We start from the raw sequence: 23,212 nt of genomic DNA, 5'->3' as shown, positions 1-23,212 counted from the left end.
CCTTTCATGAATCTATTATAAATGAAGATGCAATCATATGTCAACCGCTTCACGTAATCTTTTTCTATTTTATAGACATAATGGCATAATTGCTGTAGGTGAAATGGATAACTGAGTAATAACTTTCGGATTGAGTCTATTGCTGCCTTTCCACCAAATTTTGGTTTGTTGGTGTTGAAACCAAGCACTTTGTTCAAAAGGTGCTGACAATGTTTGTAAGTGATGCACTTCGATTTGATTGGTTGCCTGCGGTTCTGTTGTGAAATCATGGGCCCGAATACCTATAGAATGACAAGAAATAGGAACTTCTTGTGTAACCATTAGTGTTTGTTGCCAACCAATCACTTGGACTCTGTGCGCATCTATGCGTTTGACAGGCCAAATATTTTTACAACCAGTGAGTTTAGCTGCTTCAATCGTTTGAGGTTGGTTAAATAATTGATTTGTTGCCCCAAAAAGTGTTTGGTTTTTTGTGATTATCACTAAACTCTGACATAACTTATACAGTTCATCTAAACTATGACTCACAATTAAGGCATGTTGATTTAAATTACTTAATCGCTGTTGAAGTTCAATTTGCAGCTCTTCCTTTAAGGGTGCATCTAATGCGGAAAATGGCTCATCTAATAACAGGTAAGCCGGCTGAGCCGCTAGCATTCGCGCAAAAGCCACTCGCTGTCTTTGTCCTCCAGAAAGTTGACTAGGATATTGTTGTTGGACTTTAGTTAAGTGAAAAGACGCAAGCAATTGAGTGACCAATTGTAAATCTTTTGTCACGCACGTCAGATTTTCTACTACCGATAAATGAGGAAACAACGCATACTGTTGAAACAAAAGACCAATTTTTCGTTGTTGCGGCGACAAATTGATCTTTTGTTCAGCATCGAATAAGACTTGATCATTTAAAACAATCTGACCTTTATCCGCAGTCTCAACACCTGCAATACATTTTAATAACATACTCTTGCCACAACCAGAAGCACCTAAAATTCCTGTTGTTTGAGTCTTTGTTTCAAACTGAATTTGCAAAGTATGACTTTTCAATTCTTTTTGAATATCAACAATTAATCTCATTCCGATCTTCTCCAAGCGCGCTGACTAAAAAATTCCGTAAAAAATAAAATAATCAGGCAAAGTAATAACATAATCACAACATATTGGTTGGCTAAGTGCCAATCCCCACTTGCTACAGCAGAGTAGATAGCTAAAGGAAGCGTTCTTGTTTTGCCAGCAATATTCCCTGCTAACATTGTCGTCGCTCCAAATTCACCTAACCCGCGGGCAAAGGCTAACACACCACCGGCCAAGAGACCGTTCATCGACAAAGGTAACGCAATTTTTCTAAAATACCGACTTTCCGAAAACCCGAGTGTCTGGGCTACCGCCAACAATTCACTATCCATTTGTTCAAACGCCGTTAAGGCTGAACGATACATTAAAGGAAATGAAACAGCAACGGCAGCAATAACCGTAGCTGGCCATGAAAAAACAACTTGGATGGCAAAAAAATCAAGTAAAAACTGGCCCACTGGTTGCTGAACACCAAAAATAGTTAAGAGAAAAAAACCAAAAACCGTCGGCGGTAAAACTAATGGCAACGTAAATAAACTATTCAAAAGAATTTTTAATTTACGATTTTTCAAACGAAAAACAATATACGCAACGCCTGTTCCTAAAACAAAAGTAAATAAAATGGCGATTATTGCTGTCTGAAAAGATAAAAGAATTGGTCGAACATCCATTTTCCCACCTACTTTGTTAACTTAAAGCCAATATTTTCAAAATATTTTCTGCATTGTTGACTCTGTAAAAAATTTAAAAAAGCATACGCTGATTTTTGTTTCTTAGAGGCGGCAACTTTACCAACCGGATAGATGATTGGCTTTTTCAAAGCAGCTTCAGGCATGGCCGCAACAATCGCTACTTTTGAATTGGTTGCTGCATCTGTCGCATAAACCAAGCCAGCATCTGCACTTGCATTAGCTACCCATTCAAGGACTTCTGTTACATTCGTGCCAAAGCTTGCGTGTTTTTCTACATAGGACCAAGCATCTAAAGCTTTTAAGCCTTCTTCGGCATATTGACCAGCTGGAACACTTGCAGGATCACCAATTGCTATCATTTGGGCCTTTTTCAAATCAGAAAAATCGTGCCATTTTGCTCGATCTTGGTTAGGTACAATTAGAACGAGCTGGTTTTCCAATAAAGGAACGACACTTTTCTGACTAATTAGTTTTTCTGCAACCAATGCATTCATTTGTTTTGTCGAGGCCGAGAAAAATACATCGGCTTTTAGGCCTTTTTCAATTTGCATCTGTAATTTTCCAGAACTATCATAGGTTCCAGTTATCTGAATATCTGGATGCTCTTTTTCAAAGGCTGGAATAATTTTCTTCTCCATGACTGATTCTAAGCTAGCTGCTGCTGCAAGGGTTATTTCTTCTTTTTTTGTTGAAACTGTTTCTTTTTGCGGCTGATTTGTACATGCAGCAATTAGGGCAACTAAACTGAATAAACTAAGCAGGAACACAGCCTTTTTTTGTTTAGACATTTGAACGCCTCTTTTCTTTTATAAATACCCGCCATAACTCAAGTCAATAATTTCAGATTTTTTTATCACTTCTTTGGCCATTAATCTTGGTAACAACAAATCAAAAACAGTTTTTTCTGAAAATAAAACACCACCTGGTAAGCCAATGATCGTTTGCTCTCCTTTATAAGCCAGCAAAAACATTGAGCCTGGTAAGACTGGCGTCCCATGGGTTACGATTTCAGCACCTGTCTGTTTAATAGCTAACGGTGTCAAATCATCAGGATCTACACTCATACCACCTGTACAAACAATCAGATCAAACCCTTGTGCTAACATCTTTTTGATCGCAACAGTAATTTTTTGCGGCTGATCATCGACAATTTCTTGCTTGACAATCGTAACTAAAGGATAGGCGGAGAACTTGGCTTTTAACACAGGGTAAAAAGCATCTTCAATCAATCCTGTGTAAACTTCACTGCCAGTAGTTACAATCCCGACACTTATTTTTTTGAAAGGTTTCACAGAGATTAGTGGCTCAGAAGTACTGAGCTGACGTGCCTTTTCTAATTGCCCTTTAGAAATTGTTAGTGGAATCACTCGAAAGGCTGCTACTTTTTCATCTTTCTGAACTTCTATATTGGTAATTTTAGTCGACAAGGCGAGACCTTCAATTTCATTTAAAGCAATTAATTTTTCTCGATTGACTTTTAAAAGACCTCTCGTGCTAGCTTTAGCAACAATTTTTCCTTCATGGACTTCACTCGGCTGACATGAGTCATCTGTTAACAGGTTATACAAAAATGTCGCTGCCTCTTCTTCATGTATTTCCGCTGAATCTAAGGCAACAAACAGATGTTTTTTCCCTAATGATAAAAGAATTGGAATATCTTCTTGGACAACTACATGTCCTTTTTTAAAACACACTTCCTTGGTTTTCCCATAGTTAATTCGCGTAATATCATGACTCAATGGAAGGCCAACTGCCTCTTCTGTTCGAATTGTTTTCATGGTTTATTCCTCATCATGTATGATTTTTTTATTTGTGATTAAATCCAAAGCGTGGGGCAAAACAGGCAACAAAAAATGCAAATGTTCTGTGACACTTTTCGGGCTACCAGGCAAATTAACAATGAGCGTGCGTCCTCTTTGAACAGAAACGCCTCGACTTAACATAGCAAATGGCGTTTTTTCCAAGCTAAGTTGACGCAAGCCCTCACTGATTCCAGGAATGACTCGCTCTGCTACACGCAAGGTTGCTTCTGGGGTCCGATCCCGTTCACTCAACCCTGTGCCGCCTGTCGTTAAAATCAAATCACAGGATTTAGACCACTCTTGCAATAGCTCTACTAATTGATTTTCTTCATCTGGTAAAATGGTTTGTTTAGTTACCTGGTAGAGCGCAGGTAACTGTTCACGAATTAAGGAGCCTGATTGGTCGACAGCAAGCCCTTGAAAGCAACGATCACTTAATGTTACAATGCCCACTTTAAACAACGTCTAACTGGTCTCCTTTTTTGATATGACCTGCTGTCACAACGACTGCAAAGATTCCTTCTCTAGGCATGATGCAATCGCCCACTCGCGCGTAAATCTGACAGTGTTTATGGCACTCTTTCCCAATTTGAGTAACCACCAATTCAGAATCGCCTATTTTCATTTTCGTTCCAACGGGTAATTGACGTAAATCAATCCCTGAGACGATAATGTTTTCCCCGAAAGCACCATTGCCAACCCGAGCTCCTTTTTCATTGAAAGCCGTTATTTCTTCAAAAGATAACAAACTGACTTGTCGATGCCAATTCCCGCCGTGCGCATCATTTTCTAATCCAAAGCCTTTAATTAAGTTGACTTCAGGAACTTCCTTTTTCTGTGTGCCTCTTCGTGGGCTAATATTTATTGCAATAATTTCTCCTGTTTTCATACTTACCCTCCTATTTGTGACATAAATCGTTGTTCTCCTTGTTGTTCCAAGAAAAGATGTTTTTCAGGCTTACAGGCAATGCCACTCTTAATAATCCCTAACAATTCAGCTGTTTGTTCCTTAGCCAAAGCTTCCTTTAACGAGTAGCCTTCTGCAGAATGCAGGCACGTTTTTAAATGGCCGTCTGCAGTAATTCGGATTCGATTGCACGTCTCGCAAAAACAATGCCCTAGCGCACTAATAAACCCTATTTTTCCTTTAAAATCTTTTAAGGCGTAATAACTAGCAGGGCCATTGCCCAATGGTTTTTGATATGGTTGCAACGTTCCATAATGTTTGGTTAAAATGGCTTCTACTTCTTCTTGCTGCTTCCCCGGATGCTCCTTTCCTAACCCGATTGGCATCATTTCAATGAAACGAAGATGCACAGTCTCTTTCTTAGCGATTTCAGCCAGTTCTACAATTGTTGCTTCACTTAGCTCTTTCCTAGCTACAGTATTAATCTTGATATTAGGTAGTCCCACATCAATCGCTTGTTCTAAGCCCGCCAGAACATTCCTTAACTGACCAACTCTTGTTATTTCTCGAAATTCTTCTGGATCCAGAGTGTCTAAGCTAATATTAATGCCGTCCAAGCCCGCCTCTTTTAATCCTTGAGCCTCACGAGCTAACTTCATGCCATTAGTCGTTAGGGTTACTTTTTCGATGCCTGAGATTTGCTTTATCCTTTTAATTAAAGAGAGTAAATTTGGTCTAACAAGCGGTTCACCACCTGTTAATTTAACTTTTTTGATGCCTTCTTTCGCTAATATCCTCAGTAAAAAAATAATCTCATCATCTGTTAGAAGCTGCTCTTTTTTTAAAAAGCAAAGACCTGTTGCTGGCATGCAATACGTACAGCGTAAGTCACAACGATCTGTTAAAGACAAACGAACATAATCAATTTCACGGTTAAATACATCTTTCATGCTGTTCACTCATCACTTTCCTTTGATTTAATTGAAGAACGAATGAAATGACCACTACGTCCACCATTTTTCTCTAATAAACCAATGTTTGTCATTGTCATGCCCCGATCAATTGCTTTACACATATCATAAATTGTTAAGAGTGTTGCCTGCACACCTGTTAGCGCTTCCATTTCAACGCCAGTTGAACCCACGGTTTTTGTAAAACAACGTACTTCTAAACAAGTTTGATTGCGCCAATCAAACTGAATTTCACACTTTGTCAAAGCAACCAAATGACACAAAGGAATCCATTCAAACGTTCGTTTTGCAGCGGTAATCCCAGCTACTCTTGCTACCTGTAATACTTCACCTTTTTTAATCATTTGGGTCTGGATCGCCTCTGCTGTCGCTTCCAACATATGAATCTCTCCATAAGCGAGGGCTGTTCTTTCAGTGTCATTTTTTCCCGAAATATCAACCATATGCACTTCTCCTTGTGTATTCAAGTGCGTAAATTCCTTACTTTGAACCATTTCTCCACCTCACATTTGACATTGTTAATATTTACACAATACTTCTTTTTCAAGTGTATCACTCTTGCTTCAAAAAAACAATCTGGCATCCATAATTTTTTTTAGCGAAAAATCGAAGTAAAAAACGTTACGCGACAAAAATTACGTGCTTCGCTTAGTCTGACCAGACTTTTGTCTAAGTCTTAAAACTTGATAAGCAATAAGAGGTCGGGACAGAAGTGCTTAACTCCGAGAACCAAGTAGGTACTGTTCAACATCTATTTGCTTTGCAAATAGTGTTTCTCAGCAATAAGAAGAAATTTCCGAAAATTGTCATAAAACACAACGAGGAACGAGTTGATGTTGCATGATACCTACCCGGTGTTCTTTAATTTTTGGAGACCAAGTAGGTATTGTTCATCATCGAATCACTACGTTCTTCGTGATTCTCAACAATTTCGGCTTATTTCCGAAGGACCTTCACCAAGTAGGTACGATGATTTCATCTGTTCATGCTTCACAGTGAAACATCGCAACTCTTAGAGCTGTAGCTCTTTTGAAGGCTGGACTGTGACGAGACGCAAGTCGAGAAAACACCTTAGAAGTTGTTGAGATCGGAGCAACGCGTAGTGTTGCTTCTGTTCCCGCCGTTTATCAATTTTTAAGCCTGGAACAAAAATCCAAAGTGATTTTTGTTCCAGGCTCTTACTTTCATGCTAATCTTAGGTCAGTTTGTCATCAAGTTTGCCAATAATAGACTTTTACAAGCGCGCCTTTTTTGAGTAATACACCAGCTGGTTGTTCTAGCAGGCAATTTGTTTCTAAAGTATTTGATAAATTGGAGGAAAGATGACTTTTTGTGACTAAATTTACTTTGCCATCTATTTCTTTCGCTCGGTAAAATCGACGTAGTCTACTGGGTGCTAATTCATGCGCTAAAATTACTGTTCGTTCCTTGAGATTTAACTCGACACAATTGAAAAAAGTAGCTAATAATGTCCAGTAAAAAAGATGTAAATTAACCATTGCCGCAAACGGATTGCCTGAAACGCTTAAAATGAGTGTTTCTTGAAATTGACTTCCCATAACTGGGGTTCCAGGTTTCATATTTACAAAATGAAACAGCTCTGTTCCGCCGATACGCTTAATCGCTAAAGGTAAATTGTCCTTTTCACCTACCGAAACACCACCACAAGTAATTAATACATCAAGTTTTGGTAAAATCTCAAACAGCTTATTCGCTAATTCTTCAGGGTCATCTGAACAATGGTCTAGGTGGATTACTTCATTGCCACTTGCTTTGACAAAAGCTGCTAACATGTAGAGATTACTATTATAAATTTTCCCAACTGACAGTGATTCTTCCAAAGAAACTAACTCACTACCAGTCGCTAAAATCCCTACCTTCATGCGCTTCAAAACAACAACTTTGTCAATCCCTTGCATTGCCAGTAAACCAATCATTCGACTATTGATCTGTTGATGTTTTGCTAAAATTTTTTGCTGAAAAGCAATATCCTCCCCAATTTCCGCATAGTTTTGGCCCGCAGTGACAGATTGAAAAATTTTAACATGGTCTTGCCCAAAATCCGTCCATTCTTGTGGCACTACAGCATCAAAATCGGTTGGAATAAAAGCACCTGTCATTATTTTAATCGCACAGTTATTCGTCTGATTACAATAAAACATGGAATCCCCTGTCACTAAAGAACCGACGACTTTTAAACAAGTTGGGCTTTCAGCAGTCGCACCTCGTGTTTCTACTGCGCGAACGGCATACCCATCCATTCCGGCACGAGGAAAATGAGGAATCGCTGTCTCTGCAAAAATGGTTTCTCCGCTAATCCGCCCCAAGGAATCAAGCAGCGCCACTTCTTCTGTTTCACATTGACTCTTCATATGTTGGTTCATTCTCTCTCGTGCTTCTTCCAACTCGATCATGTTTTAACCATCCTTTTTTATTTATTCACTGGTTTAATCGCAACAGCACAAACTTTATATTCAGGAATTGTGGCGATATCATCAAATACAGCATTGGTAATTTCGTTAACATTCCCATCTGGAAAGTGGAATGTCATAAAGACTTCTTGCGGAAATACTCGATTTCCGACAGCCGCATAGGTTTCGATTTTGCCACGGCGAGAATGAACTTCCACTTTGTCACCTTCTTGGATTCCCAGAGCTTGTGCATCGACTGCATTTATCTCAATATAAGAGTGATTCGCTATTTGGTTAATCCCTTCCGTTCGTCCTGTCATTGCTCGGGTATTGTAATGGTAGAGCATCCGTCCTGTCGACATTAAATACGGGTACTCTTCATCTGGTAATTCTTGTGCTTGCTTATACGGAATTGCTCTAAATAAACCTTTCCCACGAGCAAAACTGCCCACATGCATAATCGGCGTGCCTGGATCTGTCAAGCTACGACAAGGCCATTGTAAGCTCTCCTTCTCTAATCGTTCATAATTAATTCCGCCAAACGAAGGCGTCACAGCTGAAATTTCTTCCATAATTTCTTTTGCAGATTCATACGCACAAGGATAGCCCATCCGTGTCATGACTTCACAAAAAATTTCATAATCTTCTCGAGCTTGTCCCCTTGGTTCAACAGCTTTACGAACTCTTTGCACGCGCCGCTCTGTATTTGTAAATGTTCCGTCTTTTTCTGCATAACTGATGCCGGGTAAAACGACATCCGCATAAGCAGCCGTTTCGGTCATAAATAGTTCTTGAACCACTAAAAATTCTAAACTTTCTAAAGCTTGACGAACATGTCCTGTGTCTGGATCCGTAACAATTGGATCTTCCCCAAAAATATAAAGGCCTTTGACGTTTCCTGCCGTTGCTGCTGGCAAGACTTTAGTAGAAGTTAAACCGGTGTTTCGATTTAACGGCACATGCCAAGCTTTTTCAAATTTGTCGATTACTTCTGGATTATTGACTTTTTGATATCCTGGGAAATCATAAGGCATACAGCCCATATCGCAAGCACCTTGAACATTATTTTGACCTCGCAAAGGATTGACACCACAGCCTGGTTTTCCAACTTTACCAACCAACATTGCCAAATTAGACATACTCATAACACCCTCAGTTCCTGTCGAATGTTCCGTTACGCCTAAACAATAAATGATTGGTGCTTTCTCTGCTTTTGCATACATGCGTGCTGCTTGAATTAAATCTTCTGGATGAATATGACAAATTTCTGCGACTTTTTCCGGCGTATAATCAGCCACCATTTTTTCTAAATCTAAAAATCCTTCTGTCCGTTCTTCAATAAAGTGGCGATCTGCTAAACCTTCTTTCAAAATCACATGCATCATGCCATTAGCAAATGCGACATTCGTTCCCGCCTGAACTTGTAAATGCAGCGCACTATCCTTCACTAAGTTAATTTTCCGCGGATCAACAACAACAACTTGTGTTCCTCTTTGGATGGCTTGGCGAATTTGCGCACCAATAACTGGATGAGCTTCTTCTGGATTGGACCCTACTAATAAAATCATATCGACATCTTCAGTGATATCAGCAATAGGATTGGTCATCGCACCAGAGCCTAAGGTTTGGGCTAAACCATGGACCGAAGCCGAATGACAAACACGGGCACAGTTATCAACATTATTGGTACCAAAAGCAGCACGCACCATTTTTTGAAAAACATAATTATCTTCATTTGTTGCTCTAGAGCACGAAAAACCAGCAAGAGCATCCGCGCCGTTTTCTGCTTTAATTTCGTTAAATTTTGACGAAACAAGCGTTAAGGCTTCTTCCCAAGAAGCAGGTTCAAAAATGCCATTCCGTTTAATTAATGGCTCCGTTAAGCGATCTCCTGACCCAACAAATTTATATGAAGCAAATTTTCCTTTCACACAAAGTAAATTTTTATTAGCTGGTCCATCTATGGGTTCAACACCCACCAAACGATTGTTTTTAACGAGTAAATTCATCTGACAGCCTGTCCCACAATGCGGACAAGTTGTAGGAATTTTCTGGGTTTCCCATTTGCGGTACTCTTTTGTATCTTTTGCTGTTAACGCACCTGTAGGACAGGAAGAGACACAATTGCCACATGATTCACAGATAGATTGATCAAACGCCTGCCCATAACTTGGCATCATTTTTGTTTCAAAGCCACGATTAGCAATACTGAGTACATCTCTTCCCTGCCGCAATTGACAGACACGGGCACAACGACGACACATGATACACTTTTCTGGATCATAAGAGAAAAACGGATTACTGGTTTCTTCTTGATGGCAAGGCATTCTTTTTCCCTCGGTAAAGCTAGTGGCATCAATTCCATAATCTAGCGCATACTGTTGTAATTGACAATCCCCGTTTTTTCCACAAGAAAAACATTCTAATTTATGATTACTCAATAATAAATCAAGAATAAAACGTCTGGAATCAGCAACTTTTTCAGAATGTGTTGACACAACCATGTCCTCTTGACAATGTGCCGTACACGCAGTTGTTAAGCCACCACGTCGGCCGCCTTCCACCTCAACCACGCACATCCGACAAGAACCATCAGGCGCTAATTCCTTTAAATGACAGAGCGTTGGGATTTCAACACCTAGCTCTTTCGCTGCTTCGAGAATGGTAGTCCCTTTAGGCACAGTTACTTCTTGGTTATCAATAGACAACGTAACTGTTTGCGTATGCAACTTTGTTTTCATTTTTACCAACCTCCTTTGCTGGTGGCATAGATTTCTGTTTCAGCAGTCGTTTCAAATTCTTCTGGAAACAAAGCCAATGCACTCTTCATTGAAGTTGCGACGGATTGGCCCAAACCACAAGCTGATAATCGCGTGACATGCGTGAGCATCTTTTCCAATCGTGGCAAATCACTAGCTGTTGCCTCGTTCCGATTGAATTTACTCAATAATTCCAAAATCCTAGTTGTTCCCAATCGACAAGGGGTGCATTTACCACAGGACTCATGAGCAAAAAAGGCCGCCACGTGTACTAAATAGTCCACAACATTGACTGAATCATCCATTACTACAATTGCGCCAGAGCCGACAGATAAGTCATGGGCCCATAAATCTTCGTAAGAATACAAACAATCCGTTAACGTTGCGACAGCACCAATTGGACCGGATTGCCCACCGAAGTGAATAAATTTCAATGCTCGACCAGTTGCAGAGCCGCCACCGTATTGCTCACCATAAATTATTTCTTCTAATGGTGTTCCAAGGTTGACCTCGTATAAGCCCCGATTTTTAATATGTCCAGACAAACAAATTAGCTTTGTTCCGCCACCATCGGCAGTACCCATCTCTAAAAAGGCTTGTCCACCTTCTCGTAAAATTACCGGAACACTTGCAAATGATTCAACATTATTCACTAATGTTGGTTGCAAATATAAACCAACATCTGCTAAGTGTGGTGGTTTGACACGCGGCCGCCCCGTTTTTCCTTCAATTGAATTTAAAAGTGCTGAGTTTTCCCCACAAATATAGGCGCCAGCACCAGAAATAATCGTAATATCATAATTGAATCCTTCAATTCCTAAAATGTTTTCACCTAAAAAGCCAGCTTGTCGTGCCTTATCGAGTGCTTCTTGAAAGTTTTTTTGGATTCTGCGATATTCTCCTCGCATATAAATATAACCTGCTTTTGCTGAAAATAAATAGCCAGCAATGATCATTCCTTCAATCACACTCAATGGATCTTCAGATAAAAGTACTTTATCCTTAAAGGTCCCTGGTTCGCCTTCATCAGCATTACAAACAATGTACTTTGTGGTTCCTTTTGCCTGATAAAGATGGCGCCATTTTTTTCCTAAAGGATAGGCTGCTCCACCGCGACCTCTTAAGTGCGCAATATCCAGTTCGTTTAAAATTTCTTCATCTGATAGTGAAATTGCTCTTTTTAAACCATCAAATCCATCGTATTTACAATATTCAGCAACATCGGTCGCAGATTGCATTTTTCCCATTCTCTCTAATAACATTGGTTGGTTTCTCTTAAGCATTGACTCACCTCCTACAATCCTTCATAGCAATCATTTTGCAAATGTTGAATTAATTGATAAATTTTCTCTTCTGTTAGTTGGCTAAAAACGGTGTCCTTAATTTTAATTACTGGGCCTAAATCACAAGCCCCGATACAAGGAATACTGTGATACATAAATAAGCCATCTGGGGTCGTCTGATTCTCTGGCACTTCTAAAATGGTTTCTAAAACTTCAGCAACCATCGCCCCACCAGTATAATGACACGGCGTACTGTTACAAATCTTCAACACATACTTCGCTTGCGGTTCCGTCTTTAAGATGGCATAAAAACTGACGATTTCATAGACTCGCGCTTCTGTTAAATGCAGATGCTCTGCAACTAATTGAGCTGTTTCCTGATCGATATACCCTTCTTCTGAAGCAAATTGTAATTCAATTAAAATATTTAAAATTCGTTGTGGATCAGCATCGTTTTCTAGAATAATCGCTTCTTTTTCAATTAAGCTTAATGCACACATTCCTTTTTATTCCCCCTTTTTAGTGAAACTTGAAGTTGTTCTCCTTGATAATAGATACGCAATTCTTTTGGTATTTCAGCAGATAGCAAGCAAAAATCGGCTTTATCTATGACTTTTTTTGCTGATTCTTTTTGGCGATTCTGGTTATTCATCATAAGAAATAGTCCTGGCTGCACAACGTTACGTAACGAATTTGATTCACAAATGATTAAAGCTTGGGCCGGCACAGCTTTCAAAAATTGCTGAATAGCTTCCGCCAAATTTTCTTGAAAAACTTTCAATAGAAAAACTTTTTGACAACCTGCAGCTAATAATTTCATGGTATCTTTATTGCCAATCGTCTCTTGCTCTTCTACTAATTCATAACCAGCTGTAATACTGGTACAAATTCCGCATCCTTTTGTGCCTCGTTGACACACCCCTCGTTGACCACTAATCGTAATAATCTTCAAGCCATAAATTGGATAGACTTCTTGGTACTGTTTAATAAGAGCTTCGGCTAATGTCGTTTTGCCACTATTTCGACCAGTAGAACCAATTTGAATCATGTTCGGCACCTCAATTGCCATAGAGTTCCTCCGTCTGAATCGTTTTCTCAACTCTTGGTTTGACAGTTGCTGGTTTTGTCATAAAGATCAATGGTACGGCCATAAAAAGGCTGCCCCCCACCGCATTGCCTAAAAATACCCATAGTGTATTCTGCAAATAATCCCACCAACTGATTGTGGTGCTTTGTGAAAAAATTGCTGCTGGAATAATAAACGCATTGGCGACCACGTGTTGAAACCCACAAACAACGAAAACCATGACAGGAAACCATAAGCCAAACATTTTACCTAAATATGATTTTGCCAACGCTCCGAGATAAACAGCTAAACAAACAAAAATATTACAGCCTATCCCTGAAACAAAAGCGACTAACGGTGGATCAGCAATTTTCGCCTGAGCAACTGCGACTGTTTTATCCAGAAATGCACCTTCAGTTAACCCAACAATATGGCCAAATAAATACGCTACGAGAAATCCGCCCAGACAATTGGTCAATAAAACAACTACCCAGTTATAACAAAGAGTTCCCACTCGAACCTTTTTCTGCAATACGCCTAATGTCATCACCATCATATTGCCAGTTGCTAACTCACCACCAACAAAAGTAAGCGCTATCAATCCGACTGGAAATAAAGAACCGCCCAGAAAATTATTAAAACTTCCCCATTCTGTGGGGGCGGTTCCAGTGATACGAATAAACGCTAAGTAACCCAGTGCAATACAAAAACCAGCCATGATGCCTAAAATACAGAGTCGAACAAACGATAATTTCCCTTTCATTTCTGCCTTATCACCTAAGCTTGCAACTATTTCTTCACTAGTGAAAAAATCCATTACGATTCCTCCTTTTTATCGATACCACTGAGACAATTCTTCTTTTCGATTGACATTTTTAAGTTGCTTCTCTTTTGATAGTTGCACCGTTTTTACAGATAGGTGCTCAAATTCTCGGCGAATCTGATAGTTATTTTGCACAAGTTGCTTTTGAAATGTTGGTAAACAAGAACATCGATAAAAGCCAAATAATGGTTCTTGACGACCCTCAAAGTCAAAGATTGTTACTTGATTTTGTCCACGCTTAGAGGCTAACTGATACACAAGTTTAGGAGAAAAAGTTGGTATATCACAGGCAATTACAAACACTTCAGCTTTCTGAGTATAGTTCATTGCTGTCACAATCCCACCTAATGGCCCCTTTCCAAGATACATATCTTGAATGATTGTGCATTTTCTAAACGCCTTAGGAAATTTTTGACTATCATTCGTTACTAAAATAACCTCTTCGAACAGTTCCATTAACTTTTCAGCTGTTTGCAAGATCACGTATTGGCCTTGAACTTTCAGTAATGCCTTATCAAATCCCATCCGTGAACTTTTCCCGCCGCATAACAGCACTGCTGTACAATCAGCAATAATTTTCCCCACCCCTTTACCATAATTTTTATTAGTTCAAAAAAATATTTTTTAGTCATGTATTAAGTCTATTATAAGACATCCCTCGTACAAGTCAATTCCTTTTAAAAAAAAAGAACGAGAAAAAGAGTCGTTCTTTTTCTCGTTCTACCTTATTCATCTGTTTGACGTTTTATTTCTTCAATCTCAATGCGTAATGATTTTCGTTTCTCAATGGCGACATAAACCAAGCCAATCAAAAAGGGTAAAACAAAGCTACCAAATCGATACAGTAAAACAGATGCTACAGCATCAACATTGCCGACCAATGGTTTAAACAACAATAAGTAAACAAATTCAAATGGCCCAATGCCAGCAGGTGTTGGAATAACTCCTGAAAGAATAACAGCAAAACTGGTAAAGGACATCACTAATAATAAATCAATGTTCGGGTGATTTTCCACTAAAACAATGTAAGGAATAATGTACCAAAATAATAATTTAAATACATTCCATGAAAAGATTCGGAGCAACGCTGAGCGATCTTGTGTAATTGTTTGCACAGCCGCCCGCAAGGAATAGATTTGTAAATTACAATTATCCACCCAATCTCTTAGTTTTGGTCGTTTGAACCAACGATTGGTAAACTTAACCAATAAAACTTGCAACTTTAAGCTACTAGATAAAATAAGCAATGCTGCAATTATTACTAATGTTAAAATAACACCTGCTAAAATGAATGGAATCATCTTAGGCGCATTTTCATAAAACAAGGAGAATTGAATAATCAAACCAATAATTGCTAAAAAAATCACGGCCGCTTTATACATAATCATATGTAATGCCGTTATCCCCACACTTTTAGAAACAGGAATTCCTTTTTTCTTATAAAAATAAATTTCCGAAAGCAAGGTTCCCGTGCCAAATGAAATAATCCGATAAAATGCTACATAACAAGAAGTAAAAAAACCATCCACTGTTGTAAAGTCTTTGTTAAAATAACGAGCTATTTCCTTGATTGAGCGCCCTTCTGCAAATTGATAAACTACACCAAAAAAAATAACAGCCATTAGCACCAGCCAACTCGTTTCCATCAGTTGAGCAAAAATATCACTTAATGAATTATCCATGACATAAAAGATTACGCCTAAAACGATAATCATTAACAACATATTTAAGCCAATTTTTACTTTTCCTTTCATCGCTTCTCCTTTTTTGTTCTTACTTAAACGTTAGATAGATGCAACTAATCATCACGATTACGCCAATTGAATAACACAATGCGAAAATTTGTTTTTGGGTTTTATGATGAAATTTCTTTTGTCCTATTAACCCACCTAGACCGCCACCGACCAGTCCTATCGTCAATAAGCGGCGTTCTGGAATACGCCAGTTCCCACGTTTTGCTTGTTTTTTATCATAACCCATCATACTAAACAATACTAAATTAATAACGAGGAAATAAATGATTACTATCCACTGAAACATTCTTTCTGGCCTCCTAACTAGTTACTGTACTAGGATACCTTGTTCTGATTCTAATTGCAAAAAAATTTTCAATGACTCATGAAACTACAACAGGAAAGTAAGCTCTCGGTTGCCCGTTTTCTTACTTTCCTATTGAGTGCCTCATTTATTTTACATTTAATTCAACAATTTTAATAATCACATTGGTCGCTTTTTCCATGGCTTGTAATGAAACAAATTCAAAACGTCCATGCATATTTTCGCCACCAGCAAAAATATTTGGTGTTGGAATCCCTAAATAAGAAATTTTTGAGCCATCCGTTCCACCGCGAACAGGTTCAATAATTGGTTGAATGGACAATTCTTCCATTGCCTGTTTAGCAATTTCGACGATGGACATATCTTTTTCAATTACTTCTCGCATATTATAGTATTGATCAAATAAGTCAACTTTGATTCGTTCTTCATCAAATGGTGCATTCAGTGTTTGTTGAATTTCTTTAATTTTAGCTTTACGTGCTTCAAAAATCTCGCGATTGTGGTCGCGAATAATATACGTCATTGTAGCTTCTTCTGGCGTTCCAGCAAACGCTGCTAAATGATAAAAGCCTTCTTCACCTGCTGTTTTTTCTGGAACTTCGTCAGCAGGTAAGGCATTATGGAAATCAATTCCTAATTGTAACGCATTAATCATTGTATTTTTCGCCGTGCCTGGATGAACGTTTTTCCCTTGAATTGTAATTTCTGCTTGCGCCGCATTAAACGTTTCAAATTGTAATTCGCCTACTGGTCCGCCATCCATTGTATAAGCAAAATCCACGTTAAATTGAGCGACATCAAATTTGTCGGCACCGACACCAATTTCTTCGTCAGGACCGAAAGCCACACGAATGGTGCCATGTTTAATTTCTGGGTGATTAATTAAATATTCCATGGCTGTCATTATTTCCGCAATACCTGATTTATCATCCGCCCCTAATAAAGTGGTACCATCGGTTGTGATAAGTGTTTCACCACGATAATTTTTTAAGTTAGGAAAGTCTTTCGTATTTAAAGTGAATTTGCCTTCTTTATCTAAAGGAATCGTTGATTCTCCGTCATAGTTCTCAACAATTTGCGGAGAAACATTCACTGCATTAAAATCAGCGGTATCCATATGGGCAATAAAACCGATTGAACGAACGTCTTTCTCCACGTTACTAGGTAACGTAGCAATTACAAAACCATTTGTTTCGTTATAAATAACATCGCTCATTCCTAATTCTTCTAATTCTTTTTTTAAGGTTTGTGCAAAGGCTACTTGTGTTTGTGTTGATGGTGTCGTTGTGCTTGTTGCATCTGAGCGTGTTTCTGTTTTCACATAGCGTAAAAAACGAGGTAATAAATTTTCATACATAAAAGAACACTCCTTTAATCTTCATTTTTTTATTTAAAACGAAATGGGTTGGTATTCGCTTCTGATTCAAAAATGGATACAGCCCACTCATTTTCTTGTTTCCATTGATTCATTAATTCCACAAGTTTTGGCTTACAAAGCGCTTCAATGTAATGACCAGGATCGATGACTGGTAAATCTTCAGCAATCATATCATGTGCCGTATGATAATACACATCACCAGTAATATAGACATCGGCTTGTTTACGTAATGCATCGTGATAGAATTTTTCACCACTTCCACCACAAATGGCTACCCGTTGAATCATTTTAGTATCGTCTTTTGCAATGACCCGCAAGCCATCCAATTGGAAAGCTTCCTTGACTTGCTGTACAAAATCAGAGAATCTCACAGGCTCGTCTAATACTCCAACCCGACCTAAACCAAATTCTTTTGATTGATTTTCAATGGTATAAACATCATACGCTGGTTCTTCATAAGGATGTGCCTGTAACATAGCTTCAAGAACTTGTTCTTGCTTAGTTTCAGGGAAAATCACTTCGATTTTTGCTTCTTGGACAACACTTTCTTGACCAATTTCGCCAATCGTGGGATTTGCTCCTTGTGTTGGTGTAAAACGTCCTGTTCCAATTAAAGAGTAACTTGTTTTAGAATAATCACCTTGAGCTCCAGCGCCAGCTAGACCTAAAGCTTCTCTCATTTGCGGAGCTTCATCAATTGGCACAAAAACGGCTAATTTTTTATAAGGAACAGTATGTGTTTTAGTTAAAAAGGTGGTCTGTTTAATTCCCAATAATTCACAAAACCAATCGTTTAAGCCATTATCAATAATATCCATGTTAGTATGCGCTGCGTAAACAGCAATATCGTGTTTTAATAAATCAGCGTACATTTTTTCTTGAAAATTATCTGTGGTTAATCGCTTAACTGAGCGGAAAATAGGTGGGTGTTTCGCAATAATTAAATCAACCTGCTTCTCAATTGCTTCTGCAACGACCTCAGGACGAACATCTAAGGTAACCATCACATTTTCAATTGGTTTATCTAACGTACCAATGTGCAAGCCCACAGGATCTCCCGTTTCAGCTAGCCACTCGGGACAATAGTCATTGAAGCGTCGAATCAATGTCTTACCGTTCACAGCCATTGGCCAGTACCTCCTCAATTAATTGTTGGTCTTGCTGTAGTTTCGCTTGTTTTTCAATATGTTCTCCACTTGCTTTTGCTAGTTGTGCAAGAACCGTTTTGCGCTGTTTTAATTCTCGTTGCCATTTTTTGGTAAAAACTGGTCCTTGTTTTTTAATTAAAACTGGCCCAAATAGTAATTCTTGGTCCGTATAAGAAACGGATTGCTCTTTTTTTTCGGCTACGATAATTTCGTATATTTTACGGTTTTCTTCCACGATTGTTTCATCAATAATACTGTAGTCATTTGCCACTAACCAGCGGCGTAAAGTTGGTTCACCAATATTCGGTTGTAAAACAAGGCGTTCCTTCCCTGTTAAACGATTTTTTTTGCGTCCAGCTTCTAAAATATCTCGGATTAATGTGCCGCCCATTCCACAAATACTAATGACGTCTATTTGATTTTCAGGTTCAATTGCATCTAGCCCGTTCGCTAAACGTACGATAATTTTATCCGTCAAATTGGATTTACTGACTTGGTTTTTGGCAGATTGATAAGGGCCTTCCACCACTTCCCCAGCCACAGCAAAAGAAAGTTTATTTTCTAACATTAAAGCAACTGGTAAATAAGCATGGTCTGAACCAATGTCTGCTAAGCGACTTCCTCTAGGGATTAAATCACCAACCGTTGCGAGACGTTTTGATAATTGATTTTCATTCATATTTTTGATTCCTCCGTTGCTTATTATACCATTGTCAATTGAAGATGAAAACTTACACATTCGTGCAATCTACTGTTTCCTCTCCTTAATCATTTAAAAAAAAGAACCCCCTTCAAAATCAATTTCATAACTTTGAAGAGGGCTGTCATTATTGCTATAAAGAGCATTCTCCTTATATTAATAATAGGGAAAACATTTTTAATTAGGCATTTGCCAACCAGTTTTCAACTTCTGCTAAGGCATCCGCAATCCCTGCTGGATTTTTCCCACCAGCTTGAGCCATATCAGGACGACCACCGCCGCCACCGCCAACTTTTGGCGCAATTGCTTTGATTAAGTCACCGGCTTTTAAGCCTTTTCCGTTCATGTCTTTTGTCATAGCCGCTAACAAGCTTACTTTTTCATCTTGTGCAGTTGCTAGAACTAGTACATCAGACAATTCTTTTTGTTTCCATTGGTCAGCCAATTGGCGTAATTGATTCATGTCTTTAACATTGACTTGAGCGGCAATATAACGAACACCATTGATGTCTTTGACATCTTTAAAAATGTCACCAGCTTGTTGGTTCGCTAATTTGCCTGCCAATTGTTCGTTTTCTTTTTGTAGATCACGTAATTGTTGTTGCAATTGCTCTGTTTTCGTAACCACTTCTTTTAATTGAGGTGATTTAACTAATGTAGCAATCTCTTTCAATTGACGTTCTTCTTCTTGTAAAAGTTGATACGCTTCTTTACTCGTCACTGCTTCAATACGGCGTACTCCTGCACCAATTCCAGATTCAGAAACAATTTTGAAAATCCCGATATCTTCTGTATTAGCAACGTGTGTTCCACCACATAATTCGATAGAGTAATCCCCAATATTAACTACACGGACTTCTTTGCCATATTTTTCGCCAAATAACGCCATTGCGCCCATGTTTTTCGCTGTATCAATATCTGTTTCAATTGTGACAACAGGAATAGCTTCCCAGATTTTTTCGTTAACGATGGCTTCCATCCGCGCTAGTTCTTCTGATGTAACTTGCCCAAAATGAGTAAAGTCAAAACGTAGATGTCCTGGTGCAACTAATGAGCCTGCTTGGTTGGCATGCTCCCCTAACACATCTTTTAAAGCACGATGCAATAAATGGGTTGCCGTATGATTTTTCAAAATACGTGTCCGCATCCGTTCGTCCACTTGCAATTGATAAATTTGACCTTCTGCTAATGGCGCCAAAACTTCTACTTTGTGTAAAAATTGACCGTTTGGTGCTTTTTTCACATCCACGACGTTGGCAACTACTTCGCCAGCGGTATTTTTCACATAGCCGCGGTCAGCAATTTGTCCACCCATTTCAGCATAAAATGGTGTTTCGGCAAAAATTAATTCGGCCGTTCCTGCAGTTGCTTCATTTACTAGTGCGTCACCTTGAATAATAACAAATAATTCACTATCATGTGTTAATTCTGTATAGCCAACAAATTTACTTTCTACTTTAATATCTGTTAATAATGCAGATTGAACACCCATTGAAGTTTCTTTACTGCGAGCAGAACGAGCACGCTCACGCTGTGCTTCCATTTCTGTTTCAAACCCCGCATGGTCGACTTTCAAGCCTTCATCTTCCGCAACTTCTTCCGTTAATTCTACGGGGAAGCCAAAAGTATCATAAAGTTTGAAGATAATTTTCCCATCTAATGTATCGCCTTTTGCATCTTTAACTTCTTTAATAACCTCATTTAACATGCTTAAACCTTCATTGATGGTTTCATGGAAACGTTCTTCCTCTGTCCGAACCACTTTTTCAATGAAGTCTTTTTGTTGTAATACTTCTGGATAGTAGCTTACCATGATTTCGCCAACAACAGGCACTAATTTGTATAAAAAGGCTTCATTAATGCCTAATTTTTTCCCATGCATTACTGCACGACGTAATAAACGACGCAGCACATAGCCACGACCTTCATTTGAAGGAAGCGCACCATCGCCAATTGCAAAGGACAAGGCACGAATATGGTCAGCAATCACTTTAAAGGAAACATCCGTTTGTGGTGCATCCCCATATTTCACGTTGGTTCCTAAAGCTTCTACCGCATGAATGATTGGCATAAATAAATCAGTTTCAAAGTTTGTTGGGGCATCTTGAATGATAGACACAACACGTTCCAAGCCCATACCCGTATCAATGTTTTTATGTGGTAATGGTTCGTACGTATCTTCTGGTGTATGGTTGAATTCAGAGAAAACTAAGTTCCAAATTTCTAAATAGCGTTCATTTTCGCCACCAGGATAATTTTCTGGATCATCTTCTGGGATATCTAAAAATTCTTCGCCGCGATCATAAAAGATTTCCGTATCCGGACCACTTGGACCAGCACCAATATCCCAGAAGTTATCTTCCACATCAATAATATGGTCTTCAGATAAACCAACTTCATCACGCCAAATGCGTTTCGCTTCTGTATCTTTCGGATAAACAGTCACATATAATTTTTCTGGGTCAAAAGCAAGCCATTCAGCACCTGTTAAAAATTCCCAAGCCCAGTGAATCGCTTCATTTTTAAAATAGTCCCCAATTGAGAAGTTTCCTAACATTTCAAACATTGTATGATGACGGGCCGTTTTCCCAACATTTTCAATGTCATTTGTACGAATAGATTTTTGGGCATTCGTAATTCTTGGATTTTCTGGCACAACAGAGCCATCAAAATATTTTTTCAAAGTTGCAACACCAGAGTTAATCCATAACAAGGTTGGATCATTTACTGGTACTAAAGAAGCACTTGGTTCTACTGAATGTCCTTTAGACTTAAAGAAGTCTAAATACATTTGACGAACTTGACTACTTGTTAATTCTTTCATTGATTTTCCTACTTTCTATTAATAATTAACTATTTATGTTTTGTACCCTCTTAAGCGGCTGATTGTGAACACAAAAAACACCATTGCAGTCAAGGACGATTGCTCGCGGTACCACCTTGATTGCAATGATGTTGGATCATTACCTCTTAAGCTCTATAACGCAGAGTCGCGTTGATATTTCTATCAAGTCTATCTAAAGGGAGCAAGTAAATTTATCTGATACCCTTCTCTCAGCAACGAACGGCTTTCTGTGATCAAAATAAGATTCCTCATATCCTTTAGCTTATAGTCAAAAGTATAAGAAAGATCTGCTGAAAAGTCAATTGTTTTCGTAGGAATGTTTCTTACTGAATTGTTTCAAACAATGTTTGCTCTAAATAAGGTAAAATTTGTTCATTTATTTGATACCCTTTCCCCCACGAGGTTGTAATAATTTCTTCATTCATGCCTGCCTCACTAAATTTTTGTTTCACTCGTTTACATACAAAAGACAGCTGCGATTTTGTCGAAGCATCTGGTTCTTTCTGCCAAAGCATGCGACAAATTTGATCACGGTCCAACCCTTCGTGGGCATGATGATACAAGATTTTTAAAAAACGTTGCTCGTTTTTTGTAAAGCGAATCTTTTTTACTTGCTCGTCAAATAGCTCGGCTGTTACTTCGGCAAAATTTTGATCGACAATGTCAATCTTTTCACGAATATCTTCCAATGAATCTTTTAGACCTAACCATCGGATAATGCCTCTTTCCTGCCAAATCTCCGCTTCACGTTTGTTACACAGCGATTGCGAACGTCGATAAATCGGTTTCTCTAATGATGTAAGACTCCCTAGCAATCTCAAACAATCATTCTGAGAAAGTGTCTCGCTTAAAACAATTGCATCAAAATAATTAAAAAAAGCTAACTCACGTTCTATAGTTTCTTCAAAACAGTTTGTACAAAAGACTTCATAATTTAAATGTTGTAATTGCTGTTGAAATGTTTGCTCAACTAAAATGTTCTTTGTTAATACCAAAATCCTTCTCATTTCTTCTTTCCTCCTAGAATTTCTTTCTACTACTAATAACTAAACGGATCAATCAAAATACGTTACCAAATTGTGTATTTCTTCCATCGATTGATTAATAAACACCTTTTTAACTTCATCTCTCTTCACTCCTTTTTTCTTTATTTTGGTGGTTATTTATATTATATTAGAAAATGAATTTTTTTGTGTGTAAAATTTTTTTATCCTCCGTAAAAAAAAATGAATTTCCTTTAGTAGCAACTATTACAGCCAGTTTTTTACCAAAAAAAGGCCCAAAACTTCCCATTTTTT

At 38.5% G+C, this 23,212-nt stretch carries 22 protein-coding genes; all 22 read right to left on the bottom strand.

Translation table 11 applies throughout. The features are described from left to right. Positions 1-69: 69 nt before the first annotated feature. On the bottom strand, positions 70-1,074 hold the full coding sequence (locus IGL49_RS05725) for an ATP-binding cassette domain-containing protein (protein WP_104855006.1): 1,005 nt from the start codon (positions 1,072-1,074) through the stop codon (positions 70-72). Continuing rightward, positions 1,071-1,742 carry a molybdate ABC transporter permease subunit gene (modB, locus tag IGL49_RS05720; protein WP_104855005.1) on the bottom strand — a complete coding sequence of 224 codons (672 nt, stop codon included), beginning with the start codon at positions 1,740-1,742 and terminating at the stop codon, positions 1,071-1,073. The genes IGL49_RS05725 and modB overlap by 4 nt, the downstream gene beginning before the upstream one ends. An 8-nt stretch (positions 1,743-1,750) precedes the next feature. Then, positions 1,751-2,551: a molybdate ABC transporter substrate-binding protein gene (gene modA / locus IGL49_RS05715; protein WP_104855004.1), complete on the bottom strand. Its 801-nt coding sequence runs from the start codon at positions 2,549-2,551 to the stop codon at positions 1,751-1,753. 18 nt (positions 2,552-2,569) lie between these two features. Next, complete coding sequence (locus tag IGL49_RS05710; protein WP_104855003.1) at positions 2,570-3,541, bottom strand: molybdopterin-binding protein; 972 nt, start codon at positions 3,539-3,541, stop codon at positions 2,570-2,572. Positions 3,542-3,544: 3 nt separating this feature from the next. Continuing rightward, positions 3,545-4,027, bottom strand: coding sequence for a MogA/MoaB family molybdenum cofactor biosynthesis protein (locus IGL49_RS05705; protein ID WP_104855002.1), 483 nt, complete (start codon positions 4,025-4,027; stop codon positions 3,545-3,547). Continuing rightward, positions 4,020-4,454, bottom strand: coding sequence for an MOSC domain-containing protein (locus tag IGL49_RS05700; RefSeq protein ID WP_104855001.1), 435 nt, complete (start codon positions 4,452-4,454; stop codon positions 4,020-4,022). The genes IGL49_RS05705 and IGL49_RS05700 overlap by 8 nt, the downstream gene beginning before the upstream one ends. 2 nt (positions 4,455-4,456) lie before the next feature. Beyond that, a complete protein-coding gene (gene moaA, locus IGL49_RS05695) occupies positions 4,457-5,431 on the bottom strand; it encodes a GTP 3',8-cyclase MoaA (RefSeq protein WP_104855000.1) in 975 nt (324 codons plus the stop codon). After that, positions 5,428-5,937: a cyclic pyranopterin monophosphate synthase MoaC gene (moaC, locus tag IGL49_RS05690; protein ID WP_104854999.1), complete on the bottom strand. Its 510-nt coding sequence runs from the start codon at positions 5,935-5,937 to the stop codon at positions 5,428-5,430. Before moaC ends, moaA begins: the two co-directional genes overlap by 4 nt. A 717-nt stretch (positions 5,938-6,654) precedes the next feature. Next, positions 6,655-7,857, bottom strand: a complete 1,203-nt coding sequence (locus IGL49_RS05685; RefSeq protein ID WP_104854998.1) for a molybdopterin molybdotransferase MoeA — start codon at positions 7,855-7,857, stop codon at positions 6,655-6,657. 17 nt (positions 7,858-7,874) lie between these two features. Then, positions 7,875-10,595 carry a formate dehydrogenase subunit alpha gene (gene fdhF / locus IGL49_RS05680; RefSeq protein ID WP_104854997.1) on the bottom strand — a complete coding sequence of 907 codons (2,721 nt, stop codon included), beginning with the start codon at positions 10,593-10,595 and terminating at the stop codon, positions 7,875-7,877. Between the two features lie 2 nt (positions 10,596-10,597). After that, on the bottom strand, positions 10,598-11,896 hold the full coding sequence (locus IGL49_RS05675; RefSeq protein ID WP_164982869.1) for a complex I 51 kDa subunit family protein: 1,299 nt from the start codon (positions 11,894-11,896) through the stop codon (positions 10,598-10,600). An 11-nt stretch (positions 11,897-11,907) separates the two neighbouring features. Next, on the bottom strand, positions 11,908-12,396 hold the full coding sequence (locus IGL49_RS05670; RefSeq protein WP_104854996.1) for an NADH-quinone oxidoreductase subunit NuoE family protein: 489 nt from the start codon (positions 12,394-12,396) through the stop codon (positions 11,908-11,910). Beyond that, positions 12,384-12,965: a hypothetical protein gene (locus IGL49_RS05665; RefSeq protein ID WP_002363879.1), complete on the bottom strand. Its 582-nt coding sequence runs from the start codon at positions 12,963-12,965 to the stop codon at positions 12,384-12,386. The genes IGL49_RS05670 and IGL49_RS05665 overlap by 13 nt, the downstream gene beginning before the upstream one ends. Next, positions 12,955-13,779 (bottom strand): formate/nitrite transporter family protein, encoded by an 825-nt coding sequence (locus tag IGL49_RS05660; RefSeq protein WP_104854995.1) that lies wholly within the window; start codon positions 13,777-13,779, stop codon positions 12,955-12,957. Before IGL49_RS05660 ends, IGL49_RS05665 begins: the two co-directional genes overlap by 11 nt. Positions 13,780-13,794: 15 nt before the next feature. Further along, the gene (mobA, locus tag IGL49_RS05655) at positions 13,795-14,370 is read right to left on the bottom strand and encodes a molybdenum cofactor guanylyltransferase (protein WP_164982870.1); all 576 of its coding nucleotides are present in this window, start codon (positions 14,368-14,370) and stop codon (positions 13,795-13,797) included. Positions 14,371-14,510: 140 nt separating this feature from the next. Beyond that, entirely contained in the window at positions 14,511-15,539 is a 1,029-nt protein-coding gene (locus IGL49_RS05650) for a lysylphosphatidylglycerol synthase transmembrane domain-containing protein (protein WP_104854994.1), read from the bottom strand. A 19-nt stretch (positions 15,540-15,558) separates the two neighbouring features. Next, the gene (locus IGL49_RS05645) at positions 15,559-15,825 is read right to left on the bottom strand and encodes a DUF1294 domain-containing protein (protein ID WP_104854993.1); all 267 of its coding nucleotides are present in this window, start codon (positions 15,823-15,825) and stop codon (positions 15,559-15,561) included. 145 nt (positions 15,826-15,970) lie between these two features. Continuing rightward, positions 15,971-17,200: a peptidase T gene (gene pepT / locus IGL49_RS05640; RefSeq protein ID WP_104854992.1), complete on the bottom strand. Its 1,230-nt coding sequence runs from the start codon at positions 17,198-17,200 to the stop codon at positions 15,971-15,973. Between the two features lie 29 nt (positions 17,201-17,229). After that, positions 17,230-18,348 (bottom strand): Nif3-like dinuclear metal center hexameric protein, encoded by a 1,119-nt coding sequence (locus IGL49_RS05635; protein WP_104854991.1) that lies wholly within the window; start codon positions 18,346-18,348, stop codon positions 17,230-17,232. Beyond that, positions 18,332-19,048, bottom strand: coding sequence for a tRNA (adenine(22)-N(1))-methyltransferase (locus IGL49_RS05630; protein ID WP_104854990.1), 717 nt, complete (start codon positions 19,046-19,048; stop codon positions 18,332-18,334). Before IGL49_RS05630 ends, IGL49_RS05635 begins: the two co-directional genes overlap by 17 nt. Positions 19,049-19,250: 202 nt before the next feature. Continuing rightward, on the bottom strand, positions 19,251-21,893 hold the full coding sequence (gene alaS, locus IGL49_RS05625; RefSeq protein ID WP_104854989.1) for an alanine--tRNA ligase: 2,643 nt from the start codon (positions 21,891-21,893) through the stop codon (positions 19,251-19,253). Between the two features lie 344 nt (positions 21,894-22,237). Further along, the gene (locus tag IGL49_RS05620) at positions 22,238-22,921 is read right to left on the bottom strand and encodes a helix-turn-helix domain-containing protein (RefSeq protein ID WP_104854988.1); all 684 of its coding nucleotides are present in this window, start codon (positions 22,919-22,921) and stop codon (positions 22,238-22,240) included. Positions 22,922-23,212: the final 291 nt, after the last annotated feature.

Source organism: Enterococcus sp. DIV1337a (assembly GCF_051712285.1).
Lineage (GTDB): Bacteria > Bacillota > Bacilli > Lactobacillales > Enterococcaceae > Enterococcus > Enterococcus faecalis.
This window is presented reverse-complemented; position numbering and strand designations above follow the sequence as displayed.

What these genes read in the sequence shown, in the direction of transcription:
- IGL49_RS05685 (WP_104854998.1), bottom strand. Translation starts at nt 7,857, where the DNA reads ATGATCGAGTTGGAAGAAGCACGAGAGAGAATGAACCAACATATGAAG.
- IGL49_RS05670 (WP_104854996.1), bottom strand. Translation starts at nt 12,396, where the DNA reads ATGTGTGCATTAAGCTTAATTGAAAAAGAAGCGATTATTCTAGAAAAC.
- IGL49_RS05635 (WP_104854991.1), bottom strand. Translation starts at nt 18,348, where the DNA reads ATGGCTGTGAACGGTAAGACATTGATTCGACGCTTCAATGACTATTGT.
- IGL49_RS05645 (WP_104854993.1), bottom strand. Translation starts at nt 15,825, where the DNA reads ATGTTTCAGTGGATAGTAATCATTTATTTCCTCGTTATTAATTTAGTA.
- IGL49_RS05675 (WP_164982869.1), bottom strand. Translation starts at nt 11,896, where the DNA reads ATGCTTAAGAGAAACCAACCAATGTTATTAGAGAGAATGGGAAAAATG.
- IGL49_RS05665 (WP_002363879.1), bottom strand. Translation starts at nt 12,965, where the DNA reads ATGGCAATTGAGGTGCCGAACATGATTCAAATTGGTTCTACTGGTCGA.
- IGL49_RS05660 (WP_104854995.1), bottom strand. Translation starts at nt 13,779, where the DNA reads ATGGATTTTTTCACTAGTGAAGAAATAGTTGCAAGCTTAGGTGATAAG.
- IGL49_RS05710 (WP_104855003.1), bottom strand. Translation starts at nt 3,541, where the DNA reads ATGAAAACAATTCGAACAGAAGAGGCAGTTGGCCTTCCATTGAGTCAT.
- moaC (WP_104854999.1), bottom strand. Translation starts at nt 5,937, where the DNA reads ATGGTTCAAAGTAAGGAATTTACGCACTTGAATACACAAGGAGAAGTG.
- fdhF (WP_104854997.1), bottom strand. Translation starts at nt 10,595, where the DNA reads ATGAAAACAAAGTTGCATACGCAAACAGTTACGTTGTCTATTGATAAC.
- alaS (WP_104854989.1), bottom strand. Translation starts at nt 21,893, where the DNA reads ATGAAAGAATTAACAAGTAGTCAAGTTCGTCAAATGTATTTAGACTTC.
- IGL49_RS05650 (WP_104854994.1), bottom strand. Translation starts at nt 15,539, where the DNA reads ATGAAAGGAAAAGTAAAAATTGGCTTAAATATGTTGTTAATGATTATC.
- IGL49_RS05630 (WP_104854990.1), bottom strand. Translation starts at nt 19,048, where the DNA reads ATGAATGAAAATCAATTATCAAAACGTCTCGCAACGGTTGGTGATTTA.
- IGL49_RS05620 (WP_104854988.1), bottom strand. Translation starts at nt 22,921, where the DNA reads ATGAGAAGGATTTTGGTATTAACAAAGAACATTTTAGTTGAGCAAACA.
- IGL49_RS05700 (WP_104855001.1), bottom strand. Translation starts at nt 4,454, where the DNA reads ATGAAAACAGGAGAAATTATTGCAATAAATATTAGCCCACGAAGAGGC.
- pepT (WP_104854992.1), bottom strand. Translation starts at nt 17,200, where the DNA reads ATGTATGAAAATTTATTACCTCGTTTTTTACGCTATGTGAAAACAGAA.
- modA (WP_104855004.1), bottom strand. Translation starts at nt 2,551, where the DNA reads ATGTCTAAACAAAAAAAGGCTGTGTTCCTGCTTAGTTTATTCAGTTTA.
- IGL49_RS05725 (WP_104855006.1), bottom strand. Translation starts at nt 1,074, where the DNA reads ATGAGATTAATTGTTGATATTCAAAAAGAATTGAAAAGTCATACTTTG.
- modB (WP_104855005.1), bottom strand. Translation starts at nt 1,742, where the DNA reads ATGGATGTTCGACCAATTCTTTTATCTTTTCAGACAGCAATAATCGCC.